This is a genomic window from Microbulbifer mixtoriginis (SeqCode) (assembly GCF_052466715.1).
Genome location: NZ_CP174288.1, coordinates 275,705 through 301,237, shown reverse-complemented (window position 1 = coordinate 301,237; position 25,533 = coordinate 275,705). Strand labels below are relative to the sequence as shown.

Below are 25,533 nucleotides of genomic sequence, written 5' to 3'. Positions count from 1 at the left end.
CTCAGGCCCATGCGTATACGCCGGGCCAACACGAAACTGTGAATCCTAATCAAGCAACTGAAGTCCCGCGCGATGATCCTAAAACTCCCACTCCTGCGCCTGGTGTGTCTCGCAGCTACACTCTGCCTGAGCGCTCAATCCCTGGCCGCTGAACAGCGCAACTACCGCGATCACACCATGAGCGAAGACTCACTAACTGTACAGACGAGTGAGGGCGAGGTCACCCTCACCCCGGTTGGTCCGTCAGCGCTATCGGTGCACTATCGCCGCGAAGGCCTGAAGCAGTTGCCCTCATTTGCGTTGGCCAGCGATTCTGCCGGCCGACCCGAGGCTACGCTGAAGCAAAAAGGGGACAAGCTCGTTTACCGCACTGGCTCGCTTACTGCAGTCATCCACAAGTCTCCCTTCCGAATCGAGTACTTGCGCGGTAGCGAACAAATCCTGAGTGAAGAGAGTGGTTTCTTTGCCACCGAGACGATGCGCGGATTCCGTTTCGCACTGTCGCCAGAGGAAAAACTGCTGGGTGGCGGAGAGCGGGTTATGGGGATGGACCGTCGCGGTCAACGCCTGCCTCTGTATAACCGTGCCCATTACGGATACACCACCGAATCCAACCAGATGTATTTTTCCCTGCCAGCAGTACTGTCCAGCAACAAATACATTCTGCTGTTCGACAACTCTGCCACCGGCACCCTGGATCTGGGCGCAAACGAAGAAGATATCCTGCAATTTGAAGCTGTAGCCGGGCGCACCGCTTACATCGTGGTAGCCGGTGATACTTATCCACAGTTGCTGGAAAATTATGTATCCACCACCGGCAAACAGCCCCTGCCACCCCGTTGGGCCCTGGGTAACTTCGCCTCGCGCTTTGGCTATCACAGCGAAGCTGAAGTCCGCGCAACCGTGGATAAGTTTGCCGAAGAAGATTTCCCCCTGGACGCCCTGGTGTTGGACCTCTACTGGTTTGGCCCGGATATCAAAGGCCATATGGGCAACCTGGCTTGGGACAAGGAAGCCTTTCCCGAACCAGAAAAGATGATGACCGACCTTAAAAAACGCGGCATCAATACCATCCTGGTGACCGAACCTTTTGTCCTCTCCACCTCCGAGCGCTGGCAGGAAGCCGTGGCGAATAATGCCCTGGCCAAAAACCTGGCCGGAGAGCCCAAGCGTTTTAATTTCTATTTCGGCAATACCGGCCTGATCGATATCTTCTCCGAAGATGGCCGCGACTGGTTCTGGAATATTTACGACGGGTTATTGGAACAGGGCGTAGCCGGTTGGTGGGGCGACTTGGGTGAACCGGAAGTTCACCCCTCCGATACCGTTCACGCAATCGGTATGGCCGATGAAATCCACAACGCCTTCGGCCACGCCTGGGCGCAATTACTGCACGAACGCCAAACGGCAAAGCACCCTGAGCGTCGCCCCTTTATTATGATGCGCTCCGGTTTTGCCGGCTCCCAGCGCTACGGAATGATCCCCTGGACCGGCGACGTCGCTCGGGAATGGGGTGGCTTACAGCCCCAGGTGGAATTGGCTCTGAGTATGGGCTTGCAGGGCTTTGGCTACACCCATTCAGACCTGGGCGGCTTTGCCGGCGGTGAGAAATTTGACCGCGAACTCTACATCCGCTGGTTACAGTACGGCGTATTTCAACCGGTTTACCGCCCGCACGCCCAGGAGCATATTGCTTCCGAGCCGGTTTTCCACGACCGCCGCACCCGCGATATCCTGCGCGAATATGTAAAACTGCGCTATCGCCTGCTGCCCTACAACTACACCCTCGCCTTCGAAAACAACCAGACCGGCATGCCACTGATGCGCCCGCTGTTTTTCGAAAACGAAAGTGACCTATCTCTCCTGGACTACAAGGATGCCTACCTGTGGGGGCAGGACTTCCTCGTTGCCCCGGTCGTGGAAGAAGATGTGGATGAGGTCGCGGTAAAGCTGCCCGGCGGCACCTGGTTCGATTACTGGACTGATGAACAATATTCTGGCGATCAGGCCCAGGTAGAAGTGGACCTGAAAACTATTCCTGTACTGGTGCGGGCCGGCGCCATTATTCCCACCATTGACGATATTCACAGCAGCCGCGATTACTCCAGTAAAAACCTGACCCTGGACTACTACGCGCACCCATCAGCAGCAAAGTCCGAGCGCTATGTTTATGAAGATGATGGCGCTACCGCTCAGGCTTTTGAAAAAGGCAAATACGAGAAACTGCATTTCTCAGCTGAAAACAAACAGCAGGGTTTAACCTTCGCCTTTAAGCGTGAAGGAGACGGTTATACCGGTATGCCGGAATCCCGCAAGGTCAATTTAAAGATCCACAACTGGCAACAAGTGCCTGCACAGCTTGATATTAGCGGCGAATCCCTGCCTATTTTCGACAGTGAAAAAGACTTTGCTCAGGCACCCCGTGGGGCCTGGTACAACAAGCGCAAGCAGCAACTGCTGGTTAAATTTGACTGGCACAAAGAACCGCTGGATTTAGTGCTCAAAAATCAATAATTCAGCAAACCGCTGTTCACTGACAAAAAAATTTAAAGTCATCAGGAAACAATGAAGAAGTTACATTCCCTGTTTATTGCCAAACTCCTTTCGGCTTCCCTACTGGGCGCTGCTCTATTCGGCACTGCCGGCTGCAGCCAGGAGAGCAGCCCGGAAGAAATACAGCCCGCTGAAAAAGTTGCGGAGAAAAAAGCCGTTATCTACCAAGTGCTACCGCGCTTATTTGGCAACACTAACAGTACCAACAAACCCTGGGGCACACTCGAAGAGAATGGTGTGGGCAAGTTCTCCGACTTTACCCCAAAAGCACTGAATGAAATCCACGCGCTGGGCGCCACCCATATCTGGTACACCGGCGCCCTGCACCACGCGCTCGTTGGCGACTATACGGAATACGGTATCAGTAACGATGATCCAGATGTGGTCAAAGGCCGCGCCGGCTCTCCCTATGCCATCAAGGATTACTACAGCGTAAACCCAGACCTAGCCAATAACCCAGCAGAGCGATTACAGGAATTCCGCGCACTGGTGGAACGCAGCCACGCGGCCGGCCTGAAAGTAATTATCGATATAGTGCCCAACCATGTAGCCCGCGCCTATCATTCTCTCGATAAACCCCAAGGCGTGCAGGATTTTGGAGCTGGCGACAACACCCAGGTCACCTACGCCCGCAACAACAATTTCTACTATGTGGTGGGCGAAGACTTCCGCGTGCCCGTTGCAGAAGACAGTTATCAGCCACTCAATGGCGAAGCCAATGATCTTGTCGATGGGCAGTTTGTAGAGAGTCCAGCTAAATGGACCGGTAATGGCGCGCGCAGTGCACAACCTGCCATGCACGACTGGTATGAAACCGTCAAAATTAATTTTGGCGTTCGCCCCGATAACAGCAAGAACTTTTCTGAGCTACCCCAGGAGTATGCCGAGCGCGACTACCGGGCCCACGCCCAGTTTTGGGCAGACAAGAAAGTCCCAGACACCTGGGAAAAATTCCGCGATATCGCCCACTACTGGCTGGACTTTGGCGTGGACGGATTCCGCTATGATATGGCCGGTATGGTGCCGGTAGAATTCTGGAGCTACCTGAATTCCTCCATCAAAATGCGCGACCCCAACGCACTGTTACTTGCCGAAATCTATACTCCAGAGCGCTACCGGGACTATCTGCATCTGGGCAAAATGGATTACCTCTACGATAAAGTCGGCACTTACGATGCTATTCGTGCGGTCATGGAGAACAAGGGCAGCACAGATAAAATCGCAGAGGTGCAGGCAAGCCTGGTAGATATTTCCTCTCATATGTTGCGCTTTATGGAGAACCACGACGAGCAGCGTATTGCCAGCCCACAATTTTCTGGCAACCCAGAGGCAGGCAAACCTGCAATGCTGGTGTCTGCCACGCTCTCTCCAGCCCCTACCTTGGTTTACTTTGGCCAGGAGTTAGGAGAACCCGCCAACAAAGATACCGGCTTCGGCAAAGCCAGCCGCACCACCATTTTCGACTACTGGTCAGTACCCAGTGTGCGCCGCTGGAACAATGAGGGCGCTTTTGACACTGCACTGCTGACAAAAGAAGAAAAAGAGCTGCGCAGCTTCTACCAGCGCCTGCTTAATTTCTCCAAACAGAGCCCGACCTTACTTGGCGATTACCTGGACTTGCACAGCTACAACCGCAAGCAAAACTCAGGCTATGGGGAAAAACAATTTTCTTTTGCGCGTTGGAATAAAACGGAAAAACTCTTGATCGTTGCAAATTTTGATCGAGAGGCCAGCAAATTCGAACTGCTGATCCCCAATGAGCTACTTAAACAGTGGAAACTGAAAGACGGCAGCTATGCATTAGAAGGGCAGATCAGCAATGCGAAGCAACAGCTGGTTATCCAAAATGGCCAGGGGCGAATAACACTTAATCTTCCCCCCTTTGAAGGCCATATCTTCAAGCTTGACAATTGACTAGCAAATACAAACTTTTATTACAGAAAACCCGGCTCAAAGCCGGGTTTTCTGTATCAATACTAGATAATATTCACTGGGCTACCAGACTATAAATCAAGGTCTGATCATTCATCTGCACCTTATAGTTCCCTGTAACAGAGGTGTAAATATCAGAACCACCCTGCTCCAAAGTTCCATCAGAGTCACTATCACCATAGTTTTCACTCCAATCGCCACTCACATCAAACTTAAAACGCTGCTGGGATTGACCATCGAAGTTAACTGAAATTTCCCAAAGGTTGTCCGCCACTAACTGCATAGCCTCAGCTCCCCAGTTATTTGGCGTTCCACGAAAGTGTAGAGAGGCAAAATTAGAGGCATGGCTGCCGCAATCCACACAAGTCAGGGTATAACTAAGTGTTTTATCATTCACTTCAACAAGATAAGTACCAGCAACATTGGTATAAATATCATCGCCACCCTGTTCCAGAGAACCATCGGCATTGTTGTCCCCGTAATTTTCATCCCAGTTAGTGCTTACATCAAATTTAAAACGCTGGTTGCTACTGCCATCAAATGCCACTGTAGTACGCCAGATATTATCTGCTATCAGAGTCATGGCCTGGGTGCCCCAGCTATTGGGCGTTCCCCGAAAATGCAGTGCCGTGAAGTTCTGTGCATAACCTCCGTTGGGGTCAGTCACAGTAATGGCGGCAGTGGCACTGTCAGTCAGGCCATCGTTATCCGTTACCGTTACGGTTTCTACATAGGTTCCAGCGTTGGCAAAACTCAGGGAAGTACTAGCGTTGCTGCCACCACTACTCCAACTATAAGACACCACACTGCCATCGGTATCGTTAGAAGCGCTGGCATCCAACGTGATACTTTCATGCACCGCAACGGTTACTGCTGAGGGAGTGACAACCGCAACCGGTGCCTGCTGTGAGGAAACTTCAGTTAGGCTATAGCTCAGGCTCTGGTCGTTAACTTCGATTCGGTAATTACCGCTCACAGAGGTATAAATATCTGCACCGGTCTTATCCAAAGTACCATCGGCACCATCATCGCCGTAGTTCTCTGTCCAATCACCATAAATATCCAGCTTAAAACGCTGGTCCGCCTGACCATCAAAGTTCACAACTAATTGCCAGGTATTATCACTCACTTGTTCGAATGCCGTACTACCCCAGTTGTTGGCGGTACCGCGAAAGTAAAGGCTGGGGAAACCAGGTTCAGCACAATCGTCACAAGGCGTCGCCAATTGCCCACCATGAATTGCCGCGGCAGAGTTAGCAGCGACATTAAAGGTGGCATAGCCGCTACTATCTACAGTAATCACATCGCCACTACACTCGTTATCGCCCGCCAACACATTGCAATAATCCCCTGCAGGCATGCCGGTGTATAGCGTCTGGTTCAGAGAGCCTCCCTCATTATTGATCACCACAAACCCTTTGTCGCCACGGCCAAAGGCAATCTGGTTGTTGTCATTGTCCCACCAATTATTCATGGCGGTGCCATTGGTATAGTTACGGAAACCTACCATATTGGCGATATTGCCCCAGCGATGCTGGCAGACCCAGGCACCATTTTGACAGTTATTCGGGCCACTGCTGGGAGGGCCAATGTCGGTATCAGTAAAGTTATACCCGGACATTACCTTGGGGTAGCCATAGGGGTGAGCGAGCATAAAGACATTGGCCAGATTGTATTTGGCTCCATCGTGATAAGTCAGATTCCCACCGCCACCATGGCCCCGCTCGCGATCGTGATTATCAATAAAATGAACGGCATCACTGGAGGAGAGCAGTCCCCAGCTTTCACCAATAGTGGCAAGATTTTTAATCTGACCGTTAAAGTTGCTGGCTACATCGGTGCCATACTTAAATTCAGTAACCCGGCCTAGAAAGGTATAATTGTAAGGCTGGATTTCTGAGGCCTCACCGGCAGCACCAATAACCTCTGAAAAGACCCAGGGGTTGCCAGCTTGATTCACAATTGCCTGTAAATCACCGGGGGACATGTGCTTGACGGCATCAATACGGAAGCCATCAACTCCCATGCCTTTTAATTTACTCAGGTAACCAGCGAGTTTTCCCTGCACATAACTGGAGCCAGTATCCAAATCTGGCAAACCACTCAACCGACAGCTCCACACATGATTGGCATCATTGTAGTTATTAATGGTGCAATCGGAGTGATAGTCGTTATCAGAAAACTCCGGATGGTCCAGCAAGGTCCACTGAGTGCCTCCCCAACCCGTGCCACCGCCGTTCCAGGCCGCCGTATGGTTAATTACCGCATCGGCGTAGACTTTCACACCTGCTGCATGACAACGGTTGATCATGCTTTGCAGTTCCTGCTCAGTACCGCTGCGACTGGTTAAGTTGGTATAAGTCACTGGCTGGTAGCGCGCCCACCAAGTGGACAAGCTGATATGCTCATTGGGTGGAGATATTTGCACCGCATCAAAACCCTTAGGCCCGAGAAAGTTCTCGCACTCACTGGCAATATCATTCCAGCTCCACTCGAATAAATGCACAAAAGCGGTACCGGCATTAACGTGGGCACTTGATAGTGTACCAACTACAAGGCCTGTACTGGCCAGTAGCCTTTTTAGGGGAAATGAACTGTTCATTATTGCTTTCTCTTAGTCATCTTTTCGCTGTTATTTTTTAAAAGCCAGGTATCTGAGCCCTCAATCACAAAATGAGCGAATCAAGGAGACTAGATTTCCTGGATTTGAATACCAAAGTCACCGGTTGAGAAATAGCAAGCTCTTAACCTGAGAAAGGTTCTTCCAACAAAGGTAAAAGAAGCCAAGGGCACAACAGTCAATATGAGGTTCAAATTGCCAGGCATCACGGCTAGGCTCAGCAGCCAGATACATCCAAGCGAAAAGCTGGTATCCGTGTGAGCAAATGACTGCCAGAGAATGACAGGCAAGGAAATAGATCAACCTAGTTATTGTTGTTATACCTAACTCAAAGAGTGCTTCTAACCTAGCAACTCTGACACAAGTGCCCACTCTCTCTGGGGTGTGACCTATTGCAGAGTAAAGAAATGGTACTAACGCACACATCCCCCTTCAGGGGGGCGTAGTAGTTTTATCTGCAGGGATTTGAACTTAGTGACATGAGAAGCATTGGGTTGTTCAAAAAAACAACAGAATTAAATTTTAGTGACAGCCACTAGGTTAAAATGAATTCGTAAGAATGTAGGGCTTGAAGCCCAGCACTTAAATCAAATTACATAAGCTGGTTGAAATCAGCCTGTGATATCCAAAGCAATTACAGCCCTATTTCCACAAATTTTGTTACAATCTCAAGCACTATAGGTTTCTAATCTATCACTTATAGCCAGTCCTCAAAGTTTTCAATTCTCTCTTTTTCAAAGCCACCCCATTCTGCTTTATAGTAATCATTGATGTAACACATGATTGAATCAGGATATTTTCACGCATGTGGCCAAATTGACCTAGAGATTTATCTCACTATGGTTATTATATCTTGATCTAGCGAGATCGAAGATAAATTTTTCAAATCTTCATGTTGGAGTATTAAGGAATTATTGGGACAGTAATCACGATGACTACTATCGCAAATATTACATCAGTGCCAAACTCATATAAGCAGCTGATTTGACTTTTTTTGGCCTGGAAAATGTATTTCCAAAATATTTAACCGAAAAGGGAAAAATATACAGACGACGTTATTGACATTATTTCTTACTAGGACTTCTATTTTCCATGCTAACCGTCGGCACAATGTATTTTCTCACTCATGAACTTAGGTTTGAGTTGGGCGATGTCACTGCTTTATTAAGTGTATAATAATCACCGACACATCGCCGCCTTCGCTGGATGGACTCACTCCTGTACGGCGCGCGTTATGTTTTCTAACCGTAAAAGGATTTAATTGATGAAACATCTGATACCATTCAAGAATATTGAAAGTGTACATCTCTCTGCGGTTCTTTCATGTGCCCAAGCCATATTCCTACTATCCGTGCTTTGCTTTATTGGGATTATAGTCGGGGTCATCATCGGGCCATTTCTCGGCTACTCAGCAATTGACTTCCTTAGGCTTGTTAGCATTCCCGCTGCGGGCCTGGTTCTGTCTGCATTGTTGGCTGCCTTGGTAGCCTTTGAAGAGGGTTATCGGCAACGTACAAAACAGTTGTTAGGTCAAGAACGTGAAGCAACATAACAAAACCAGTCAACCGGCTCGGAACCTAACCCCTCCTAAAGGCAGCTTAGTCTACACTTCGATACGCTTTGGCGGAGAGTTCTCAAAGAGTCCACTTACCATGAATATGAAAAAATAATAGATAGACCTAATCTCGCAACAATCTGTGGATTTATTGTATATTTACTTGTTACTATTTTTCAGTTTTTATTGGGCTATAGCTAACCGGCACTTATTGATCACTAGGTGTGCGCTATGCATATTTGGCCGGATCTTAAATAGCAGGATTAGCTATAACATAGAGATAAACTGGTTTTTATGCGGCATAATTGACATTAACACCAATTTACTCTATATCGACAAAAATTTATTTTATATTAACATTCTCATGCTGCATAAGTTAAGACACCTATAGCCGATCCAGCTTTCAGTGTTGGATCTACGTTTCTTTTTAGCTGTAATCACTATATTTTTTTAGAGAAAAGGAGTTTGGTTTTGAAATCGCCGAAAATTGGCAAGTTATTTTTTGATTCTTTTTTAATTGTATTTAGCGTCCTACTCGCCTTGTTCCTCAATGAATACCGTGAAACAAGTAAAGAGGAAAAAGAGAAGGAGCGCGCACTTCAAATGGTACAAATCGAACTTAAAAACAATCTAAAAACATTAAATGAATTGCATTTCTACCATAAAACTGTATTAAAAAATTATGAGACAGCCCTTGAAGGTGGTGACGTTATTATGTCCTATAATGAACAACGGTCACTGATAAATCAACTAATGCCTAATGGAATAACTCAGAAAGTATTGGATGATTCTGCTTGGGAGACTATAAAGCAGTCAAGCGTTTCCTCAAACTTGGATATAAATAAAATCTTTGCTTTATCAAAATTATATAAAATACAGAAATTGGGAGTAAATACAACATTAAAACATATATCCACAAACCTTAATTCACAGAAAATATTTAATGAGCCAAATTCTAGAAAGGCACTTTTCTTGGTAAAAAATCAATTTGAAGAACTAGTAAGCCAAGAAGTTTTCCTAATTGGGATTTATAATAAAACTATTAGTGAATTTGAGGAAGTCGAAACTGCCGAGAAAGTGAGTGATACATAAAAACCAATGTAAGTAAAACTATCGATTCACTTCTTAGCTCAGCCAGTAGTAAATTTGATACTGCTGGCAGGGTATTTATGGGCGCTCCAACTCTATTAAATATGGAAGTTTCTCCTCATATTTATCGTGAAGGTGAAATTATTATTGGCTTAGGCTATATGATATAGCTCTTCTAACGATACGGCCAAGTTCACTAAGGTGGGGAAAATACACAACTTGACAGAAAGACTACAGCATGCCTCGACCGTCTCTTGCCATACGACATACTATTAGGGAAAAATATGATAATTGATAGCTCTAACTATGAAAGAGGACTGAACGCAATGATGCATGCTTCCTTCTTTTATTATCAACTGCTGGATGAAGGAAGTTTTACTAGTGGACAAACGGCATATTGGTTGTTTAACGATGGTACTTGTTGGGATTGGCTCAATGTAGAAGTTATCAATCCACCGGGTCTTTCCTTGGGAGTCAACGAGTCCTTTATCCGAGAAGCTGCTTTTGTATATATTTTATGTATCTTAATTAATGATCTTTATGAGTTAGAGCCAAAGGAGTTTAGAAAGTGTGTAGACCCTACAGTAGTAGCTCTTAAAAATACCGGCATTAAGTTTATACCTGAAGCATTCCAATTATTGGATCTTATTCAAGAATATCCTGAAAAATCACGGTTAAAGGAGATAGATAACGTCCTGGATGATATATTTAATACTTATGTGAGAGGTCGATTTTCCAGACTCGTAGAGCACAGGGCAAACATACAAAAACCAACACAATATCGCAGCTCCTAGGTTAAGGCTATATACTCAGCATTTCGGACTGCTCAGGCAGCACCAGCGGTGAAAATTATAATGAGGAATGGAACTCTTGTATTAATTTGTTTGGCTCCACTTATAATAGTAGCCTCATATGTATTTTATGAGACAAATGACTGTATCTCTGAATCAAAGACTGAAACCATCTATAATCTTTCACTGATAAAAGAAAGCCAAGGAAATTATCGCGAAGCTTATTACCTGTTCAAAAAATTGATGTATATGCTTGTGATAACTACGAGTTGAGAAGCAAAGCTCTCAATAAAGCCAAGTGCCTAAGAAAGTATTTAGACCATAGAACGGCAGCTAGTGATTCAAGTAAACCCATAATAATGTAGAACAAAGGCACTCATTGCTCTGTGTTCCACCTCTATACATTAACATTAATCTTCCCATTGTATATAAAAAGGATTTATATCATTGAGTATTAACTTACGAGAAATAACAAGAGATAACTGGGTCGATATGATTGACCTTGACATCAAAAAAGAGCAGGAAAACTATGTAGCTCTTCCATCAGAAGCTATTGCCGCATCCAAGTTTTATGATCATTATATCAATCGAGGCGTTTATCTTGGAGACAAGCCCATTGGCTTTATCCAATATTACCCAAATCATGAGGATGGTAAACCAAACGAAATTTTTATAGATCAATTATTGATTGACATCAGCTTTCAAGGTCAAGGCTACGGTTCAGAAGCAGTGAAACTCGTATTAGCAGAAATAAAAAAACTTGAAGGCTTTAATTCTATATCCATTTGTTATGTTGAGGGACATGACATCATGAAACCTTTTTTCGAGCGTTTTGGATTTAAAGTCGTAGATCAGGATGAGTTCGATGAAACGATTATGGAGCTCCATTACACTTAAGGGCACTTCTTCGATATATATTTCAGATTGCGGCAGGGTTCATATTTAGCAGGTTAAACTGCTTAATGATTTTATAAACTGTTAAGGTATGCTGACTAGCCTATCAGTGTCAGATACATATTTTTATTTATAAAATATACGATAAAACCACTATGTAGAAGACTTCATATTTTAAATTCTAGTAGTTAGTAGACCATGAATTTATCCAAAAAATGTATCATCACTGATGGCACAGTAACTATTAAGAGAAACTCTTGCTATGTTATCTTTATTGTTTTAGCAGGATTAAGCTTGCTAACTTTATATATCGCTAATATCACGCTGGATCTTGGTCCTGAGTGGGTTGTTCTCTGTGTATCTCCTATATGGCTCTCCACCTTAATTGGCCTAAGGGGACAGCTCTTCCCTGTGCAGACAAAAATAGACTTTAATAGAGAGATAGTGTTCATGAGAGGACTAATCCCATGAAAATGGAAGCCCATGTGTAGATTAAAATGGGGCCTAAAAGACCTATATATTTCAAGCTATATTATGAACACTAAGCACACACCAGCCGCAAAATTTAATACACTCTGTCTCAAAGCAAGATTGCGCGAATATGTGTTATTTGAAAACACGGATGATTCGGCCATAAGAATGAAAGACAATATTTACGAGAATTCCCCCAATAAGAAAAGGCGTAAATAAACCCACATGGAATAACTTATCTGCCCACTAGTTAATCTCTGGAACACCTATAATAAACACCCCCAAGCACGCACAGCATAAGAAAAATACTGCCTGCGTAGACCATTACTTCCAGAGGGGTTGGTGTTGCTTCGTAACCAGCTATAGCAAAGAGTAGCTGTCCGGGGATTGAGTCCTCCCTTAATAGTTGGGAGCTATCCCAAAGGGGCTCTTGCCCAGGCAGTAAATTTGCTTGAATAAATAATTGCACAGCCTGTAGGATCATTCCGGCAGCCAAGATGATGAGTAATATACAGGAAATCCCCAAAGTATATTTGGGTGGCAGGCTACATAAAAAATAATAAAGCAATGCACCTAAGCTATAGCCGATACCAGCACCTAGTAATGCACCGATTATTACAGAGGGTAAGAGTGGTGGGTGCAGCCAAAAGGAAGTGAGGTAAACATAAACTTCTGACCCCTCTCGCATAATCGCGAGTGTGACAGCCAGTAGCATAGTGCCCTGTATGATGGATAAATGGTATTGCTGCTTACGCCAGTTAAGTAACAACAAGGTGGTGACTATTATTAATAATATATAGATTATGATTAATATTCCGGCATTCACCAGCTCCTGGCCTGTACCATTTATTGCCTGGGAGACTCGCGCAAGGTTTTCACCATAGACGATTGCAGCCAATCCACCGAGTAATAGCGCGATATAAAACCAGCGGGCGCGAAGATCCAGTATTCGGGTAGTCGCCAATAGCACACTGAGCAGCAGCGCCACTTCCAACACTTCCCGCAGTACTACCATTACAGAGGTTAACAACATAAGCCTTTCGCTACTGTGCGATAATTTTTCCCTGAGCCGTTATGGGATGGAATTCACCAAAAAACAGATATTCTCCCGCGGGCAAAGGGCCAATAAATAGCACTGCCTTGCTATTGCCCATGATCACTTTTTTTCTGTTGAGCTGGTAACTCTCAAATTCTTCTGGAGAGGCATCTCGATTGTAGATCACCAGTTTAATCTCCGTATCAGCGGGTACTATCAGTTCTGAAGGGTTAAAAAGATGGTTGTGGATTTCTAATTTCACAGTGGGTTTATTGGTATCTGGAGCGCAGGCACTGAATAAAATTGAAACCAAGATCCAAATGCCAGCAGCCAAGGCACCACTCTTTTTCTGCTTGTTATAGTTTTTTCTTCGCCCTTGTAAGCAACTAAGCATCCTTGCTCTCCTTTGCTTTTTTAAAACGCACGGTTATTGAAAGCCCATGGCCAAAATGTGACTGGCCGAGTTCGATTGAAGCTCCGTGAAGGCGTGCGATATGCTGCACAATGGAAAGGCCCAATCCGCAACCGGGGGCAGTGCTCTGATGGCGGTCGCCACCCACTCGGTAGAACCGTTCAAAAACCCTAGGGTACTCTTTCTCTGGAATCCCCGGCCCGGAATCCTCCACTTGTAGAAGAATATCCCCTCTGATTAACCGGGTACTCACTTGCACATGACCCTCCTCAGGAGTGTATTTCGCCGCATTACGCAGGAGATTTTTTAAAAGAATAGTCAGTGCGAAGCGGTCGCCACGCAGAAATACCCTACCACCCAGTAGCTCCACCTGTTGCTTTCTCTGGGCAAAGATCGGGTATTCCTCTGCCAATACCTCTCGGGCCAAGGCATGAAGATTGAGTATTTCAAAGCGCGCCGGGTAGTGTTCCGGTGTAGTGCGGAATAAATCCAGCATTTGCTCTACCAGGTGCGCCATACGCTGAACACTATCTTCCAGCTTAACCAGGCTCTGAGGTATTACTGTTTGCCCTGTCCCCTTAAAATCACTCTCCAGATTATGCGCGTGTACCTGTATGGCGGCGATGGGCGTGCGCAGTTCGTGGGCAGCATCGGCAGAAAAACGTCGCTCGCGCTCAAAAGAGGCCTGCAGGCGCGCGAGTAACGCATTAATGGATTGCACCACCGGGAGCAGTTCCTGTGGTGGGCTCCCCTCTGACAGTGGTGTCAGGTCTTCGGCGCGTTTACTGTGCAGGTCTTCGGCGAGTTTGCGCAAACTGGAAAGGCCGCGCCCCACTACAAACCAAATCAGCAACCCGGCAATCGGTAGGCCCAACAGTATCGGTAGTACTGCGGCAATCGCTAGTTTTTCTGCCAGTTGGTAACGCAGGTCAGATCTCTCCGCAACGATAATCCAGTGGCCATTATCGGGAAAGTATTCTGCGAGACTGCGCCAACGATAGCCCGAGAAATTTATTTCCTTAAAGCCAACGGCAAATTCACTGAGGGGTTGCTTCGGGGCATCGGCGGAGCGCACCAGTAATTTCTTATCCTCAGACCACACCTGCATCACCATAGCCTCGGGCTGGGCCACCACCCGCTCGGCCCCTGTTGCCACCGGCATATCTGCCAATAACCTGGCGGAGGCGCTTAATTGGCGGTCAAACAGACGCTGCGCTTCCGCCATGGTATCGCGGTAGCCGTGCAGCGCCGAGACAAAATTGACCAGCATGATGATGCTGAGCAACGCGATCAGCAGAAAAATACGGATAGACTTCATGCGCCGCCAGCCGCTTCCAGTTTGTAGCCAACGCCGCGAATGGTCAGAATAAACTCTGGATAGATTTTTTTGCGTAAATTGTGGATATGCACATCCACAGTATTGCTGGAAACCTCCTCGCCCCAGCTGTACAGCTTATCTTCCAGCTGTTCGCGACTGAGAATATGGCCCGGGCGCTCGGCCAAGGCACGCAGTAGGCTGAATTCCCGTCGCGACAGTTTTATTTCCTGCCCAGCCCTAGCCACGGTATGGCTGGATAAATTAATGGCCACATCGCCAATCAGGATTTCCGCACTGAGACCGCTGCCACCGCGCCTTTCCAGAGCACGCAGGCGCGCCAGTAGCTCGTCTACCGCAAAGGGCTTGGTCAGATAGTCATCGGCACCGGCATCCAGGCCCTGCACTTTAGAAGGGAGATCATCGCGGGCGGTGAGAATCAATACCGGCGAGCGAATCGATTTTGCCCGCAACCGTTTCAACACCTCCACACCATCCAGGTCGGGCAGGCCCAGATCGAGAATAATCACATCCGGTATCGCCGCCTGTGCCAGAGCAATGCCCTCACTGCCGCGGGCCGCGTGATCAACGGCATAGCCCCCTCTCTGCAGGGCGGTGACCATCCCCTCGGCCAGGGATTGGTTATCTTCGATCAGCAGGATGCGCATTGGCCTGGACTCTTCAGCAATGAAAACAGGTAAGGAGAGCGCGGTGCAACGGCCTCACCCACCGCCAGAGCATAGTGCCTTTGCCGGGGCAGTGGGTGGCGCGGGAGCGGTTGTTGAATTGGTTGTTGAATGAAAAGGCCGGCGCGCTCAAAGCGCGCTGGGAGCCGTCTTATCCTGTACTGTTGGCGGAGTTTCCCCGCGGGCAAATTGGCGAACCAGGGGCAGTTTCTTTGCCAGCGCGCTATCTACCAGAGAGGGCAGGAGCGCATTGACCTTGATAAACAGGCGTTCGGGCCAGCCGATAAAGCGTCTGCGGCCGTGTTTACTCTGGAGCAGACGCAGACATTGGGCGGCGACAAATTGTGGCGAGTCGGACTTATTACCGAGTGCCCGATTCAAGTCGTTGACTACGTCACTGTTGAGAGGGGTATCCACCGCCCTGGGCGCCAGGTAGTGCACACGTACCTTACTGTCCGCCAACTCCCGGCGCAGGGTTTCAGTAAAGCCGTGCAGCCCCGCTTTACTGGCACCATAGGCCCCAAAGCCCGGATGACCGATATGACCAAAGGCCGAGCCGATATTAATAATCGCGGCGCCTTCGCTGCGTTGCAGTATTGGCAGCAGGTCGCGGGTCAGCGCCATGGGCGCGATCAGGTTGGTATGCAGCAGTTGACTAAGTTCCGCGTCACCAATATCGCTGAGCAGGGAAAAGGATGCGATACCGGCATTGTTGATCAACACATCCACACCAGCCGGTAATTGCTTGCAGCTGCGCACCAGCTCGGCGCGAGCGACCCCGTCACACAGATCGGCTACGAACACCTGGTGCCGGTCACTGTGAGGTAGCTCCGCTTTTACCTGCTGCAGGCGCGCGGCATTGCGCCCCTGCAGTAGCAGCCGGTGGCCCTGCTCGGCGAGCAGACGACTGATGGCACCACCAATTCCGCCGCTGGCGCCGGTGACCAGCACCGTGAGCGTTTCTTTTACTGTCATATCAAGCGGCCTCCTGCACGTCAAAGGGGTTGTCCAGTTCGCGGAAAATATCCCCATACAGGCGGTACATAACCCGCGAACAGTGTAGGATCGCGGCCTGGTCATCGGGATTATCGATACGATTCATCAGCCCCTTGAAGAAGTCCACATGGCCAATATCCAGATCGCCGTGAGAGAGCAGATAACTGAACGCTTTGTTTGGCAGTCCGTGGGTTTTCTGAATGGCGCGCGCGGCTTTAGTGGCCACGGCGGTACTGGTGCCTTCAAGCACATGCACCATGCCGAAAAAGCTGAGAGGGTTGCCGCGGGCGATATTGTCATAGGCGTAGGACACCATCAGTTCGGTACTCAGGTTGGGGCGGCCGTTGCGCACCGCTTCCGCATCGCCGCCACAGGCGGCAATATCGTTGAGCACCCACTCCTGGTGACCGGTTTCCTCCTCGATATATTCCGCAACCGCCTCGCGCAACCATTCCTGTTGCTGAGTCAGGCGACTACCACAGGCCATCAGCAGAGGCACCGTGTGCTTGACATGGTGATAGGCCTGAGTGAGGAAGGCCACATATTCCTGCAAGGCAATCTCACCCCGTGCGGCGCGCTGGATAAAAGGTACCTCCATCAGAGACTGGCGGGCGTCGGCAGTTTGCTGTTCAAGAAGATTGTAAAAACTCATGAGGAGATACCTCCATAAAGGCTATCGATAGAATTTTGGAACTGCGCGGCGATACGATCGCGGCGCGGGCGGCCATTGGCGGTGAGCAGGCCTTCGGCAAACGTTAATGGCGCCGGCAGTGCGGTCCAGGTGCGCACCTGGGCGTAATCCGGCAATTTGCGATTCACCGCCTGCAACCAGCTGTCGAGCTGCTCACGGCTGCTGCCGGGGCGTGCAAAAATCAGGGCGGCACAGTGGGGACGAGCGTCGCCGACCACCACGCACTGTTGCACTATCGGCTCCAGAAGTACCTCGCTCTCAATCCACTCCGGCGAGATATTGCGCCCAAAAGCGCTGATCAGGATGTTCTTGCAGCGCCCGGTGATGTGCAGAAACCCTTCTGCGTCTAACTCACCCAAATCACCGGTGGCGAGCCACTGGCTTTCACCACCCTCGGCACTATCCAGGTAACCCAGGTAGCGGGGACCACGCACCATCACCTCGCCATCGCGAATGGCGATATCACAGTGAGACAAGGGCCTCCCCACACTGCCTGGGCGATCGGCGCCGGGCACGTTCAGCGCAACCACCGAGCCACATTCGGACAAGCCGTAGCCTTCATAAACCGGCAGGCCAAGACTGCGCGCCTGCAACAACAGCCGGTCCGAGACCTTACCGCCACCCACGGCGACAAAGCGCAGTGCGCTCGGTGGCTGCCAGCCGTTGCGCTCACTGTGTTCCAGCAGCGCTTTCAGCATCTGCGGCAGTAGGATCACGCTGTGGGGACGATACTCATCAATACAGCTCGCCAGCTGGGCTACATCCAGCCCCGAGCTGCCACTGAGGCCCAGACGCGCCGTAGTCGGCACCACCACCTCACCACCACGCAGCCAGCTACTGTAAGCCCCGGCCACGTTTTCCAGCAGGGTGGCCAGAGGCAGCAGGCACAGGTGCACACGGTTGCCCTGAGGCTGCAGTTGCCGTGCCAGTACATTGGCGGTGGTGAACTGGGTTCGGGCTGACAGGCAGACACCGCGCGGCGTGCCGGTAGAGCCAGAGGTAAAAGTAATTTTGGCAGTGTGTTCCGGCAGCGCCGCTGTCGCTTCCGCATGGATATCGATCAGGGCCATACCGGCCAACTCAGCCCGCGCCTGCCCCACCATTTCGAGCGCGGTAAAGCGTTCGCAGCTATCGCTCAACAGGGCCTGCATGCCACTCACGCGCAGGGTATGTGTCAGCTGCTGCTGGGAAAAGAAAACTGGCAGCGGTACCAATGTGATCTGCGCTATCTGGCAGGCCAGATCCACCAACAACCAATTGGGACCATTGTCGGCGTAGAGCCCCAGTATGCGGATATCGCGCGCCTGCAGGTCCTCGGCGATTTCCTCGGCGGCCGCCAGCAGCTGCCCATAGCTGAATGTGCACTCCTCGCCCCGCAGCGCCAGCTGTTCGGGGTGATTCACAGCCTGCTGGCGAATTTGATCTATCAGTTGCATAGATTGGCCCCTCCCGCCGAGGTTGTGAGCACAGGCGACATGGCCTGTGCCGAAGGGCGACAGGCCAGCAGAGTCTCGCGGGTGCGAGGATTTGCCAGCAGGGCGCGGTGCTCGGCGACCATATCGATGGCGGTCACCGCCGGGGCCGACTCGTAATAACGACCCCACTCGTCCAGGTTATCCCCCAGACGCCGGCCGTCTGCTTCACATAAAACCGTCTGCCGACCCACTAATTTCTGCAATAGGCCACGCACTTCCGCAGTCGCGGTATAAATGGCCCAATGCACACCGGCGGCGGCAAATAATTCAAACAACATTAGGAACAGCATCTGGCTGCCACCGCGGCTGGTAGAGATCAAATTGCCGATTTCGACAATCTCCGTGCGTTTTACCGAGCCCCCACTGAAGGCGGCAATCTCCTGTTCCACCGGATGGTCGAGATACTGTTCCAGGAATAGAGATCCGCTATCGGCGCGGCGTAGCCCGAGGGCACTACTGAACGCGCTCTCCTGCCAGGCGGATAACAATAGCGGGGCAAACTGGTTCACCTGCGCACCATAGGTATCGGCAAACTTCTGCGCGATAAATCCCTGCACCCGGCTGTGGCCTGCCTGCCCTATACGGGTCAGATCGAAATCCAGTTTGCGCCGCCGCAGCCTGCGCTTGGGCAACGCACTCTGGTCCAGGTATTGATAATGTCTTTGTAGCGCCATTGAAAACCCTCTTTGGGAGTGTCACGGCGAGAGTCTACGGAGACAAAATTAAGGCAAACTTAAGAAACGCTGGAAAAACTCGCCATGTATCCCTCCCCCAGTCAGTGCTTGCCAAACCGGCGGCAGGTCTTGATCTGGCTCAATACGGACTTTCTCCTTTACTTCATCATGCGCCGCTAGCAAGGCCTATCTGGCGCGCTTTTCCTCGTATTGAGACGACAAATTCCCCGCGCCAGAGCCTCTCCGTGATAACTTAGACCCAGGAGTCAACTGCATAAGGCAGGGACCAGAAAGACCCATTGATCTGGAGGAAAGATGGAGCAGCAAAACACCGTATTCGTGGTCGTGGACCCCAACGATGACAGACATGTGGCCCTGGAACGCGCCCTGACCACTTCCCGCGGGCGCAAGCCCCAGCCCCGCTTGGCAGTGTTTGTCGCGGTGGATGGCGAAGCAGTAGATACCCGCGCAGTGAACGACCACCTATTCCGCGATGAATCCTGGTTCCGCGAGCAGATCCGCGAACCTATCTCCGAGGCCGGTCTCTCCTGCGAGATTACTGTGTGCTGGTCCAGCGACTGGCAGGCGGCCATTGTGCAGGAGGCCAAGCGCTGCGATGCGGAAATGATCTACCTGCCAGTGCACAAGAAATCCAGCCGCCGCTTTACCTTCGCTGAATCCAAATGGCGAGTGCTGAAAACCGCACGCTGCCCGGTGGTACTGATTCGCCCCGGCGCCAAGGCCGAGCGCAAAGTGGTGCTGGCCACCGTCAACTATCAGGCGAAGACCCTGGAACAGCGCCAGCTAAACCGCCAGATCAGTGAGCGCGCCACCTATATTGCCGGCCACTACGGCGCCGAGCTGCACCTGGTAAATGCCTATCTGGACTCCATGCGCTACCCAGATCGCGGCGCACTGGCCAAGCTCGCCGATAAAACCGGCGTACCCACGCACCGTATTCATGTGAAGCAGGGCTATACCAGCGATGTAGTGGAAGCGGTGGCTAAAGAAGTTGATGCGGATTTGGTGGTAATGGGCACTCTCAACCAGTTCGGTGAAACCGGCTCGCTGTTGCGCGGCAATACCGCCGAGCGGGTGATCGGCCAGTTGGACGTGGATGTGATGGTGTGCAACCAGTTCACCAACACGGAAGTGTAAATTCCTTTCGAAACTTCTGCGAAAAGCCCGGCAATCATTTGCTGGGCTTTTTCTTTCTCGAGCCGGTTAAAAACCAGGACTACTTTGATTTAGCTGAAAGCAGCAACAGATCCCCATCGGTATTAAAAGTCACACTGCCACCCTCAACTTTTGCAAGCTCACCGGAATAGTAATCTGTTAACACCGTACCATCGGTAAACACACCTTTTACAGAAATACGCTTCTCCCCACGGGGCAGCTCCATTGCCACCACCACCGGCTGCTCCCCGGCTAAAGTGCGAGCAAAGGTGTAGGGTTTATCGGCGAGTTTCTTGTGCACACCAGCGCCCAGGGCGGGGTGTGCGCGGCGGAACTGACCGAGCTTCTGCCAATGGGTGAGCAGCGCACGGGTTTCAGCTTTTTTCAGGTCACCCCAATTCATGGGGCTGCGCATGGCCGCATCGCCAAAAGCGCGGGCATCGGTCATGGGGCGCGCCAGCTCATCACCGTAATAAATTTGCACCGCCCCCGGTGCCAGCATCAGTTTACTGGCGGCAATGCGGGTCTGTTGGCGCTCGCGATCGAAGGAGTGGTGGTCGTCGTGAGAGCCCAGATAATTGAGCACCCCCAAGTCCTTTAACGCACCAGAATTCAATGCGCTGGAATAACTGGAGAAAATTTTCTCCGCGGGCTCGCCGGCCACCTGGGCAAAATCGAAGTTGATCAAACTATCGAAACCATACTGGTAAAAATCCACTTGTTGATCGCTGTAATCGTAAACACGGCCAACGGTGGGACCATAATTATTCACACCAAAGTGATAAACCTCACCCAGCATAAAGAAATCGCGATCATCGAGTTTTTGCTGTGGATGTTTTGCTTTCCACTCAGCCAGAGCCAGATCCGCCTCTTTTTTCAGAATTGCCCAAGCTTCGGGCTCGACATGTTTTACCGTATCCACACGAAAGCCATCCACACCGTATTCCCGCACCCAATCGGTCAGCCACTTGATCAGGTAATACTTGGGCGCGCGCGGATAGCCGGTACGTGCGAAAAATGCATCCAGCTCGCTCAGCTCCTGCTGCAGGCGGCCCTCGCGCTGCCACTTATCCACAAGCTGCGGCGGCAGTGCCACGGGCTTATCGCTCTCGGTAAGGATATCGGTGAGGTTGGCGTGGATCGCGCACTCCACATTGCCGGCGTAATCAGACCAATCGCACTGCGTGCCTTTGCGCAACCAGCTAGCGGGCCACTCCGGGTCCTTTGCGGTTATCGGGCCGGTGTGGTTGAGAATCACATCAAGTAACACACGAATACCGCGCTTATGCGCGGCCTCTATCAGCTCCGCTAACTCGGCCTCAGTGCCAAAGTTGGCATCCACTGCGGTCCAGTCTTTGGGCCAGTAGCCGTGGAAGGCATAGGTGCGCTTGTCAGAGTCATTGTGACCGTGGATATTCTCAATGACCGGAGACATCCAGATAGCATCTACTCCCAGATCGTTGAAATAGCCCGCCTTAATTTTTTCGATCACCCCGCGCAGATCGCCACCGGCGAATCCGCGCAGATGGGCCCCGTCATCCTTGCGCCCGTAGGGAAAGTCATTGCCCTTATCGCCGTTATAAAAGCGGTCCGGCAACATAAAATAGATGGTAGCGTTACGCCAAAAGGGATCAATTGGCCCCTCGGCCGCCGCTGCCTGAACAGCTCCCAGAAACAGACCTATTAATAAGCTGGTAAATTTAACCATTGCTCTCTCACTTATTCGCCGCGCACATTTTCACCAGCCAACTCTAATCGGCAATGGGATTCCTACATCCTCCCAAGTGGGGGCGTAGCCAGTACTTGTTTTCGTCACTTTCGCAAACAGCAGACGCACAGGATTTTCGCAATAGGCAAAAAGCGAAGCAAATCCCCTTTGCGACCGGCTGCGGCGGAGAGTAAGGTAAAACCCAGACACCACGGAGAAACCGAAGGGCTTTGCCGTGGTCAAAGGGTCACATTCTGATAGCAGCAAAAGGAGGCAGGGAATGTCGGAACAACAGTCTAGGCATGGGTGGATCATCGGAATTATTGTGGTGATCGTCGTCGCCGCGGCAGCCTATTGGCTGTGGACTGGCGAGGAAAAAAAGAAAGAAGTTCCCCCTACCAAAATTATTGAAGAACCCCAAAGCACCCCGGAGCCAGAAACTCTGGAGCAACCCCAGGAGCAGCCCACCACGCCTGAACCTCAGGAACCCGCTCCGGTGGAAGAGCCCAGCAGGGAACCACCGCCTCCACTCAATGAGAGCGACAAGGCCGCTTATGACGACCTGATGAGCCTGGCCCCAGACAACGCCCTGTCGCGCTGGTTGGTAAACGATGAGGTGATTCGCAAATGGGTGGCTGCGGTCAACTCCGGTGCGCGAGGAAACCTGATCCACAAGCACCGCCCACTGAAAACCATACGCGGCCCTATTGTTGTTACCGGCTCCTCGATAGAGGGCTACCAATTGTCGCCGGACAATTACCGTCGCTACGATAAGCCTGTGCGACTGTTCGCCTCAATAGATACCGATACCGCAGTGGGCCTTTACCAGTACTGGTATCCGCGCTTGGCGCAGGCCTATGGCGAGTTGGGCATGCGCAATAAAACCTTTCACCAGGTGGTGATTGAAGCCATCGATAAGGTACTGGCAGCCCCTGAAGTTGAAGGTCCTATCAAGCTGGTGCGCCCATCGGTCTACTTTAAGTTTGCCGATCCCAAGCTTGAAAAACTGCCCGGTGTACAAAAATTAATGATTCGCATGGGCCCGGATAATGCCGCGCGAGTGAAGGAAAAACTCAAGGAACTGAGGCAAAAATTGGAGGCCATGCCGGTTCAGCAGCCAGAACAGTCCCAATAATCTCTCAAAGATCACCGGGCCTTTACAGAGAAGGGCTCGGTGATACCGACTCTTCCACTTCGTCGTTTATACCCCCACACAGACCAACCTCTTACTCAATATATTCTGTCTCGGGCATAGGGTATATTTACCGGCACACTTGGCGGTTAACGGAGTACCGTCACCCAGCGCTGTTCCAAGATTTACAGGCAGCGCTCGAGAAGCTCAGGAGGAGCTACCGGTTTGCTGGGGCCAACCGGTAATTACCTGCATTTCAGCTTTAGCTCCCTCGGTATCCTAATCAGGGCTTATTAGCGCCCATTGCAAAACTATTGAGGCTCACCTTGAAATATCGCTTCCCCGGCCAGCTGCTGGCCGCCGCACTAATCCTTGTCACCTCACTCGCACAGGCAGCCCCAGAACTCTTGTTCAGTACTACTCCCGAGTGGGTGGAAATATTAGAACCAGTAGAGTCAAAACGCCCCTCGCAAGGCAGTGTGCGGGTGCACCTATCCAACTCCCAGCTTCGCCACAGGGGAAAAGAGCAACAGTATTACTTTCAGATCGTGGTCGAACCCCTGAATCAGCAGGGGGTCAGTGAAATTGCCGAGCTGAACTTCAGTTTCTATCCGGCCTTCCAAAGGCTGCAGGTGCACGATATCAGTGTACAGCGTAACGGTGAGCATCTAGATCGCTTGCAAAAGGATGGTTTCAAGCTTTTCCAGTCTGAGCAGGAACTCTCCAATAAACTCTACTCCGAACAATGGAACGCGCTGTATATACTGGAAGATATTCGCCCCGGCGATATTATCAGCTACGCCTATACCATTGAGGGCAGCAACCCGATTTTTGCCCGTAGTGATTTTGGCCGTTTGTACCTCTCCTGGCCCCAGGCAGTAGATCGTCGTTTTGTAAAAATTAGCAGCGACAAGAAGCTCAATTACCGATTTAACAAGCGCGAATATTCTGTCCAGCAAAGTCACCTGCAGGACAATCACACCTATACCATCGATCTGCGCGATGTGGCCGGAGTGCCGATGGAAAGTGAATATCCATATTGGCACGATCCGCTCAATTATTTCCAATACTCCAGCTATGACAACTGGGGACAGGTTAATGACTGGGCCCAGAACCTTTATCAGATCGATCGCACACTACCGGAGTCATTAAAAAACAAACTGGATAACTGGCGAGCGCAGCTGGGGTTGGAGGCGGCAGTCAGCAAGGCGATTGAGTATGTACAGGAAGATATTCGCTATTTTGGCATTGAACTGGGTATCAATTCCCACCAACCCAGAACACCCCAGGAAACTCTGGAGAAACGCTACGGGGACTGTAAAGATAAGGCCCTACTGCTGACCAGTATGCTCGCCCACTTGGGGGTACAATCCTATCCCGCCCTCGTGTCCTCCTCCCGCGGGCGGGATATCGGCAAGGATATTCCCTCCCCGGAGACTTTTAACCATGTGATAAACCTGATCGAACTGAATGACCGGGAATACTGGGTGGATGCCACGGCTTCAGGCCAGGGGATTGATATAGAGAGCAAAGGCTTTTTCAACTATGAATTGGCACTCCCTATTGCAAAGCATACTAACGCGCTAAAAACCGTAAACCCAAGCTCGGAAAGTGTTGCCAATCTAAGTGCTCGTATCGAAGAACAATACGATATCAATGCGGCAGAAAATCGTGCGGAGCTCCAGGTAAACTCCCGCTTCTCTCATCGTAAAGCAGAGCAGGTGCGCCAGTTCTTCCTCTCTGCAGACACAGAGCAAATCAAAAATAGCTACACCAATTTTATTGCCGGATATTATCCGGGAGTGAACACCAGCCCCGAGATCACCTACAAAGACAGCCTACAGGAAAACCAGCTAGTGGTATCCGAGCACTATCAAATTGGTGACTTTGCCCAGATAAGTTCCGCACGTAAGATATTTTCCCTGTATGGTTCCGCCTTGGTACCCTATTTATCCAAGCCTCAGCACCCCATTCGTCAGAGCCCGCTGGCCCTGACACACCCCGTGGATATTCAGCAGAGTGCAAGGGTGAATATTCAAGGGGAGTTGCTCTGGCAGGAGGAATTGGGCATAACCACGATCGATAATTCCTGGTTCAACTTCACTCGCAGCGCCAAACTGGAGAACAGTGCCCTCCAGGTGGTCTACAACTTTAAATCCAAAGTCGATCATGTAGAGCCACAGGAGGTGCCTGAATATTTAGCCGAGTTCAATAAGCTCGACAGAGCGCTGCAATATAAATTCTGGGCCAAAGGGGAAGCTTCTTCCAATCGCAATAAGAGCCAGGAAATGAAAAACCTGATTAAATCTTTGATCAGGAAGTAAGCC

General features: G+C 50.3%; 19 protein-coding genes. 9 read left to right on the top strand and 10 right to left on the bottom strand.

Annotated elements, in window-relative coordinates; translation table 11 throughout:
- The first annotated feature begins 72 nt into the window (after positions 1-72).
- Both ACJJH9_RS01545 and ACJJH9_RS01540 read left to right on the top strand, forming a co-directional pair.
- Positions 73-2,514 (top strand): glycoside hydrolase family 31 protein, encoded by a 2,442-nt coding sequence (locus ACJJH9_RS01545; protein ID WP_444924063.1) that lies wholly within the window; start codon positions 73-75, stop codon positions 2,512-2,514.
- Positions 2,515-2,565: 51 nt separating this feature from the next.
- On the top strand, positions 2,566-4,467 hold the full coding sequence (locus tag ACJJH9_RS01540; protein ID WP_444924062.1) for an alpha-amylase family protein: 1,902 nt from the start codon (positions 2,566-2,568) through the stop codon (positions 4,465-4,467).
- Between the two features lie 73 nt (positions 4,468-4,540).
- Here ACJJH9_RS01540 and ACJJH9_RS01535 read toward each other — a convergent pair whose 3' ends face one another.
- Entirely contained in the window at positions 4,541-7,087 is a 2,547-nt protein-coding gene (locus tag ACJJH9_RS01535; RefSeq protein ID WP_444924061.1) for an alpha amylase C-terminal domain-containing protein, read from the bottom strand.
- Between the two features lie 1,282 nt (positions 7,088-8,369).
- On the opposite strand from ACJJH9_RS01535, the gene ACJJH9_RS01530 reads away from it, so the two are divergent.
- The 4 genes from ACJJH9_RS01530 to ACJJH9_RS01515 all read left to right on the top strand — a co-directional run bounded on the left by ACJJH9_RS01530 (position 8,370) and on the right by ACJJH9_RS01515 (position 11,437).
- Positions 8,370-8,657: a hypothetical protein gene (locus ACJJH9_RS01530; protein WP_444924060.1), complete on the top strand. Its 288-nt coding sequence runs from the start codon at positions 8,370-8,372 to the stop codon at positions 8,655-8,657.
- Between the two features lie 474 nt (positions 8,658-9,131).
- Positions 9,132-9,752, top strand: coding sequence for a hypothetical protein (locus ACJJH9_RS01525; protein ID WP_444924059.1), 621 nt, complete (start codon positions 9,132-9,134; stop codon positions 9,750-9,752).
- 281 nt (positions 9,753-10,033) lie between these two features.
- The gene (locus ACJJH9_RS01520) at positions 10,034-10,543 is read left to right on the top strand and encodes a hypothetical protein (protein ID WP_444924058.1); all 510 of its coding nucleotides are present in this window, start codon (positions 10,034-10,036) and stop codon (positions 10,541-10,543) included.
- A gap of 444 nt (positions 10,544-10,987) precedes the next feature.
- Positions 10,988-11,437 (top strand): GNAT family N-acetyltransferase, encoded by a 450-nt coding sequence (locus ACJJH9_RS01515; RefSeq protein ID WP_444910638.1) that lies wholly within the window; start codon positions 10,988-10,990, stop codon positions 11,435-11,437.
- Positions 11,438-12,155: 718 nt separating this feature from the next.
- On the opposite strand, the gene ACJJH9_RS01510 is transcribed toward ACJJH9_RS01515, so the two are convergent.
- The 8 genes from ACJJH9_RS01510 to ACJJH9_RS01475 form a co-directional block, all read right to left on the bottom strand.
- Positions 12,156-12,938 carry an FTR1 family protein gene (locus tag ACJJH9_RS01510; protein WP_444924057.1) on the bottom strand — a complete coding sequence of 261 codons (783 nt, stop codon included), beginning with the start codon at positions 12,936-12,938 and terminating at the stop codon, positions 12,156-12,158.
- Between the two features lie 10 nt (positions 12,939-12,948).
- Entirely contained in the window at positions 12,949-13,335 is a 387-nt protein-coding gene (locus ACJJH9_RS01505; RefSeq protein WP_444882921.1) for a cupredoxin domain-containing protein, read from the bottom strand.
- Positions 13,328-14,671 (bottom strand): ATP-binding protein, encoded by a 1,344-nt coding sequence (locus ACJJH9_RS01500; protein WP_444924056.1) that lies wholly within the window; start codon positions 14,669-14,671, stop codon positions 13,328-13,330. Before ACJJH9_RS01500 ends, ACJJH9_RS01505 begins: the two co-directional genes overlap by 8 nt.
- Positions 14,668-15,336 carry a response regulator gene (locus ACJJH9_RS01495; protein WP_444910642.1) on the bottom strand — a complete coding sequence of 223 codons (669 nt, stop codon included), beginning with the start codon at positions 15,334-15,336 and terminating at the stop codon, positions 14,668-14,670. The genes ACJJH9_RS01500 and ACJJH9_RS01495 overlap by 4 nt, the downstream gene beginning before the upstream one ends.
- A gap of 147 nt (positions 15,337-15,483) precedes the next feature.
- Positions 15,484-16,329, bottom strand: coding sequence for an SDR family oxidoreductase (locus ACJJH9_RS01490; RefSeq protein WP_444924055.1), 846 nt, complete (start codon positions 16,327-16,329; stop codon positions 15,484-15,486).
- Position 16,330: 1 nt separating this feature from the next.
- Positions 16,331-17,002, bottom strand: coding sequence for an iron-containing redox enzyme family protein (locus ACJJH9_RS01485; protein ID WP_444924054.1), 672 nt, complete (start codon positions 17,000-17,002; stop codon positions 16,331-16,333).
- Complete coding sequence (locus tag ACJJH9_RS01480) at positions 16,999-18,477, bottom strand: AMP-binding protein (protein ID WP_444924053.1); 1,479 nt, start codon at positions 18,475-18,477, stop codon at positions 16,999-17,001. Before ACJJH9_RS01480 ends, ACJJH9_RS01485 begins: the two co-directional genes overlap by 4 nt.
- Positions 18,468-19,190 (bottom strand): thermostable hemolysin, encoded by a 723-nt coding sequence (locus ACJJH9_RS01475; RefSeq protein WP_444882927.1) that lies wholly within the window; start codon positions 19,188-19,190, stop codon positions 18,468-18,470. The genes ACJJH9_RS01480 and ACJJH9_RS01475 overlap by 10 nt, the downstream gene beginning before the upstream one ends.
- A 315-nt stretch (positions 19,191-19,505) precedes the next feature.
- On the opposite strand from ACJJH9_RS01475, the gene ACJJH9_RS01470 reads away from it, so the two are divergent.
- Positions 19,506-20,348, top strand: a complete 843-nt coding sequence (locus ACJJH9_RS01470; protein ID WP_252083498.1) for a universal stress protein — start codon at positions 19,506-19,508, stop codon at positions 20,346-20,348.
- A gap of 79 nt (positions 20,349-20,427) precedes the next feature.
- Here the strand turns inward: ACJJH9_RS01470 and ACJJH9_RS01465 are convergent, their stop codons facing one another.
- Positions 20,428-22,074 carry an alpha-amylase family glycosyl hydrolase gene (locus ACJJH9_RS01465; RefSeq protein ID WP_444924052.1) on the bottom strand — a complete coding sequence of 549 codons (1,647 nt, stop codon included), beginning with the start codon at positions 22,072-22,074 and terminating at the stop codon, positions 20,428-20,430.
- A 280-nt stretch (positions 22,075-22,354) separates the two neighbouring features.
- Here ACJJH9_RS01465 and ACJJH9_RS01460 point away from each other — a divergent pair, with 280 nt between their 5' ends.
- Both ACJJH9_RS01460 and ACJJH9_RS01455 read left to right on the top strand, forming a co-directional pair.
- A complete protein-coding gene (locus tag ACJJH9_RS01460) occupies positions 22,355-23,209 on the top strand; it encodes a DUF3014 domain-containing protein (protein WP_444924051.1) in 855 nt (284 codons plus the stop codon).
- Between the two features lie 323 nt (positions 23,210-23,532).
- The gene (locus tag ACJJH9_RS01455; protein WP_444924050.1) at positions 23,533-25,530 is read left to right on the top strand and encodes a DUF3857 domain-containing transglutaminase family protein; all 1,998 of its coding nucleotides are present in this window, start codon (positions 23,533-23,535) and stop codon (positions 25,528-25,530) included.
- The last annotated feature ends 3 nt before the right edge of the window (positions 25,531-25,533 follow it).

What these genes read in the sequence shown, in the direction of transcription:
- ACJJH9_RS01545 (WP_444924063.1), top strand. Translation starts at nt 73, where the DNA reads ATGATCCTAAAACTCCCACTCCTGCGCCTGGTGTGTCTCGCAGCTACA.
- ACJJH9_RS01540 (WP_444924062.1), top strand. Translation starts at nt 2,566, where the DNA reads ATGAAGAAGTTACATTCCCTGTTTATTGCCAAACTCCTTTCGGCTTCC.
- ACJJH9_RS01535 (WP_444924061.1), bottom strand. Translation starts at nt 7,087, where the DNA reads ATGAACAGTTCATTTCCCCTAAAAAGGCTACTGGCCAGTACAGGCCTT.
- ACJJH9_RS01530 (WP_444924060.1), top strand. Translation starts at nt 8,370, where the DNA reads ATGAAACATCTGATACCATTCAAGAATATTGAAAGTGTACATCTCTCT.
- ACJJH9_RS01520 (WP_444924058.1), top strand. Translation starts at nt 10,034, where the DNA reads ATGATAATTGATAGCTCTAACTATGAAAGAGGACTGAACGCAATGATG.
- ACJJH9_RS01510 (WP_444924057.1), bottom strand. Translation starts at nt 12,938, where the DNA reads ATGTTGTTAACCTCTGTAATGGTAGTACTGCGGGAAGTGTTGGAAGTG.
- ACJJH9_RS01505 (WP_444882921.1), bottom strand. Translation starts at nt 13,335, where the DNA reads ATGCTTAGTTGCTTACAAGGGCGAAGAAAAAACTATAACAAGCAGAAA.
- ACJJH9_RS01500 (WP_444924056.1), bottom strand. Translation starts at nt 14,671, where the DNA reads ATGAAGTCTATCCGTATTTTTCTGCTGATCGCGTTGCTCAGCATCATC.
- ACJJH9_RS01495 (WP_444910642.1), bottom strand. Translation starts at nt 15,336, where the DNA reads ATGCGCATCCTGCTGATCGAAGATAACCAATCCCTGGCCGAGGGGATG.
- ACJJH9_RS01490 (WP_444924055.1), bottom strand. Translation starts at nt 16,329, where the DNA reads ATGACAGTAAAAGAAACGCTCACGGTGCTGGTCACCGGCGCCAGCGGC.
- ACJJH9_RS01485 (WP_444924054.1), bottom strand. Translation starts at nt 17,002, where the DNA reads ATGAGTTTTTACAATCTTCTTGAACAGCAAACTGCCGACGCCCGCCAG.
- ACJJH9_RS01480 (WP_444924053.1), bottom strand. Translation starts at nt 18,477, where the DNA reads ATGCAACTGATAGATCAAATTCGCCAGCAGGCTGTGAATCACCCCGAA.
- ACJJH9_RS01475 (WP_444882927.1), bottom strand. Translation starts at nt 19,190, where the DNA reads ATGGCGCTACAAAGACATTATCAATACCTGGACCAGAGTGCGTTGCCC.
- ACJJH9_RS01470 (WP_252083498.1), top strand. Translation starts at nt 19,506, where the DNA reads ATGGAGCAGCAAAACACCGTATTCGTGGTCGTGGACCCCAACGATGAC.
- ACJJH9_RS01465 (WP_444924052.1), bottom strand. Translation starts at nt 22,074, where the DNA reads ATGGTTAAATTTACCAGCTTATTAATAGGTCTGTTTCTGGGAGCTGTT.
- ACJJH9_RS01460 (WP_444924051.1), top strand. Translation starts at nt 22,355, where the DNA reads ATGTCGGAACAACAGTCTAGGCATGGGTGGATCATCGGAATTATTGTG.